We start from the raw sequence: 3,311 nt of genomic DNA on the forward strand, positions 1-3,311 counted from the left end.
AGAACGGCGCGATCATCCGGTTCCCCGGGGAGATGCTGCGCGAGCAGATCGAGCTCCAGCGCGTGATCCTGATCAACCAGGACCCGCCCGAGCACACCGCGACCCGCGCGATCATCTCGCGCGGCTTCACGCCCCGCTCGATCGCCGAGCTCGAGGATCAGATGACCCAGCGGGCCGCCTCGATCGTCAAGGACGCCGTCGGCCGCGGCACCGGCAACTTCGTCGAGGAGATCGCCGCCGAGCTGCCGCTGCAGGCGATCGCCGACCTGATCGGCGTCCCGCAGGAGGACCGCCACAAGCTGTTCGAGTGGTCCAACCAGATGCTCGCGGGCGAGGACCCCGACTATGCCGGCGAGAACGACGTCGCCGCCGCCGAGATCCTCGGTTACGCGATGATGCTCGCCGCCGACCGGCAGGCGAACCCCCGTGACGACCTGATCACCAAGCTCATCAACGCCCACAAGGGCGAGCGCGGACTCACCGACGACGAGTTCGGCTACTTCGTGATCCTGCTCGCCGTCGCCGGCAACGAGACCACGCGCAACGCGATCTCGCACGGCATGAACGCGTTCCTGGACAACCCCGAGCAGTGGGAGATCTGGAAGCGCGACCGTCCGGCCACGATGGTCGACGAGGTCGTCCGCTGGGCGACGCCGGTGAGCGTCTTCCAGCGCACCGCCCTCAACGACGTCGAGGTGGGAGGGGTGCAGTTCACGAAGGGCCAGCGCGCGGCGCTGTTCTACGCGAGCGCCAACTTCGACGAGGACGTCTTCGAGGACCCCTACACGTTCAACATCCTGCGCGACCCCAACCCGCAGCTCGGGTTCGGTGGCCACGGCGCCCACTACTGCCTCGGCGCCAACCTGGCCCGCCAGGAGATCCGGGTCATCTTCGACGCGCTCGCCGACTACGCCCCCGACATCGCCAAGCTGGCCGAGCCGGCGCGGCTGCGGCACTCGTGGGTCAACGGGATCAAGGACCTGCAGGTCAAGTACGCCTGAGCCGGGAGGCTCGAGAGCCGTCAGGAGGCCCGCTCGGTGAGCACCAGCGGGCCGTCGGCGGTGATCGCCACGGTGTGCTCCATGTGCGCGCCCCGCGAGCCGTCCTTGCTGCGCAGCGTCCACCCGTCGGCGTCGGTGTAGATCTCGTCGGTCGTCTGCAGGAACCACGGCTCCAGGGCGAGCACCAGCCCTGGTCGCAGCTTCAGGCCGCGTCCGGGGCGGCCGTCGTTGGGCACGTGCGGCTCGCCGTGCATGGTCCGGCCCACGCCGTGGCCCCCGAACTGGAGGTTGATGCCCAGGCCGGCGGTACGAGCGACGTCACCGATGGCGGCCGAGATGTCCCCGAGGCGGTTGCCGGGCTGGGCGGCGGCGATGGCCGCCTCGAGGGCCCGCGTGGTGACGTCGATCAGCTCGACGTCCTCGGGTCGCGGCGTGCCGACGACCACGCTCAGCGCCGAGTCGGCGACCCAGCCGTCGACGTTCGCCGCGAAGTCGACGCTGAGCAGGTCGCCGTCCTGCAGCCGGTAGTCGTGGGGGAGGCCGTGCAGGACCGCGTCGTTGACCGAGGTGCACAGGACCTTGCCGAACGGCGAGGCGCCGAACGACGGGTGGTAGTCGATGTAGCAGGACTCCGCACCGCGCTCGCGGATCATGTCGTGCGCGAGCGCGTCCAGGTCGAGCAGGTTGACGCCGACGGCGGCCTTCTCGGCCAGGGCGCTGAGCACGTCGGCGACGAACCGTCCGGCCGGGCGCATCTGCTCGATCTGGGCAGGGGTGCGGAGCTCGATCATGGGGTGGACCCTATCCAGCGGCTCCAGGAACGGCCCCATCCGCTCAGGGCAGATCCGCCCCGGGCGGAACCGCTGGGATCCGCCCGGCGTACGCCGCAGGCTCGGTGACATGACCCAGACCCCTTCGCTCGCCGGCCTGTCCGCTGCCGACCGGCTGCTCCACCAGCGCATCATCGTCCTAGGCCAGCAGGTCGACGACGACATCGCCAACAAGCTCTGTGCCGAGCTGCTCCTGCTCTCGGCCGAGGACCCCAAGCGCGACATCGCGCTCTACATCAACTCACCCGGCGGATCGGTCAGCGCCGGGCTGGCGATCTACGACACCATGCGGCTCATCCCCAACGACGTCAGCACGCTGGCGATGGGCCTCGCGGCCAGCATGGGCCAGTTCCTGCTCTCCGCCGGCACGCCCGGCAAGCGCTACGCGCTGCCGCACTCCCGGGTGCTGATGCACCAGGGCTCGGCCGGAATCGGCGGCACCGCGATCGACATCGAGATCCAGGCCGAGAACCTCGAGCACACCAAGAACGTGATGATCGGGCTGATCGCCGAGCACACCGGCCAACCGGTGGAGGTGATCGAGCGGGACTCGCTGCGCGACCGGTGGTTCACCGCCGAGGAGGCGCGGGACTACGGCTTCGTGGACCAGGTGCTCACCGACGTGAGCGCCGTGACGCCCGCCCGCCCCACGCCGTCGTTCGGGCTCCGGTGACGGCGATGAGCACCTACACGATCCCGAGCGTCGTCGAGAGGACCGTGCGCGGCGAGCGCGCCGTCGACATCTACAGCCGCCTGCTCACCGACCGCATCGTCTACATCGGCACCGAGATCGACGACGGCGTCGCGAACGTCGTCATCGCCCAGCTGCTGCACCTGGAGTCGGAGAGCCCCGACCAGCCGATCAGCCTCTATCTCAACTCCCCGGGCGGCTCGGTGACCTCGATGCTCGCGATCTACGACACCATGCAGTTCATCCGCTCGCCGGTCGGTACGACGTGCGTCGGCCAGGCCGCCTCGTCGGCGGCCGTGCTGCTGGCTGCGGGAGCGCCCGGCAGCCGCACCGTCCTGCCGCGCGCCCGCGTCGTGCTCCACCAGCCCTCCGGCGGTGGCCAAGGGACCCTCCCGGACCTCGCACTGCAGGCCAAGGAGATCGTCCGCCTGCGCTCGGAGATGGACCAGATCCTCGCCCGGCACACCGGCCAGAGCATCGAACGGCTGCGCGACGACACCGACCGCGACCTGATCCTGTCGGCGCCACAGGCTGTGGACTACGGGCTCGCGGACGTCGTCCTCGACAGCCGCAAGGTGTGAGCCAGGGAACAAACCGCGCGGCCGACCGGTTCCGCCGGTCATGAGCGAACCGGTCGACCGCATCATCACCTCCCTGCGCACCAACCACGACACGCTCGTGGCGCTGCTGCCGAACCTCACCGACGACCAGCTGAGCGGCCCGAGCGGCGCGACGGAGTGGAGCATCGCCCAGGTGCTCTCGCACCTCGGCAGCGGGGCGGAGATCTTC

The 3,311-nt window shown here is 70.1% G+C and carries 5 protein-coding genes; 4 read left to right on the forward strand and 1 reads right to left on the reverse strand.

The window, feature by feature from the left end:
- The coding region (locus Q0L15_RS16070) for a cytochrome P450 (protein WP_296605460.1) at nt 1–1,001 on the forward strand (1,001 nt) is incomplete at its 5' end.
- A 20-nt stretch (nt 1,002–1,021) separates the two neighbouring features.
- Here Q0L15_RS16070 and map read toward each other — a convergent pair.
- Nucleotides 1,022–1,792, reverse strand: a complete 771-nt coding sequence (gene map / locus Q0L15_RS16075; protein WP_296605461.1) for a type I methionyl aminopeptidase — start codon at nt 1,790–1,792, stop codon at nt 1,022–1,024.
- A gap of 109 nt (nt 1,793–1,901) precedes the next feature.
- On the opposite strand from map, the gene Q0L15_RS16080 reads away from it, so the two are divergent.
- The 3 genes from Q0L15_RS16080 to Q0L15_RS25010 all read left to right on the forward strand — a co-directional run.
- Entirely contained in the window at nt 1,902–2,504 is a 603-nt protein-coding gene (locus Q0L15_RS16080) for a ClpP family protease (RefSeq protein ID WP_296605462.1), read from the forward strand.
- Nucleotides 2,505–2,509: 5 nt separating this feature from the next.
- Nucleotides 2,510–3,103, forward strand: coding sequence for a ClpP family protease (locus Q0L15_RS16085; RefSeq protein WP_296605463.1), 594 nt, complete (start codon nt 2,510–2,512; stop codon nt 3,101–3,103).
- Nucleotides 3,104–3,143: 40 nt separating this feature from the next.
- Nucleotides 3,144–3,311, forward strand: a 168-nt coding sequence (locus tag Q0L15_RS25010) for a maleylpyruvate isomerase N-terminal domain-containing protein (protein WP_366939586.1), incomplete at its 3' end; no start/stop codon positions are given.

Source organism: Nocardioides sp. (genome assembly GCF_024509035.1).
In the GTDB taxonomy this organism is placed as follows: Bacteria; Actinomycetota; Actinomycetes; order Propionibacteriales; family Nocardioidaceae; genus Nocardioides.

Bases quoted from the DNA above. Each gene is read 5' to 3' on its own strand.
- Q0L15_RS16080 (WP_296605462.1), top strand. From the start codon at position 1,902: ATGACCCAGACCCCTTCGCTCGCCGGCCTGTCCGCTGCCGACCGGCTG.
- map (WP_296605461.1), bottom strand. From the start codon at position 1,792: ATGATCGAGCTCCGCACCCCTGCCCAGATCGAGCAGATGCGCCCGGCC.
- Q0L15_RS16085 (WP_296605463.1), top strand. From the start codon at position 2,510: ATGAGCACCTACACGATCCCGAGCGTCGTCGAGAGGACCGTGCGCGGC.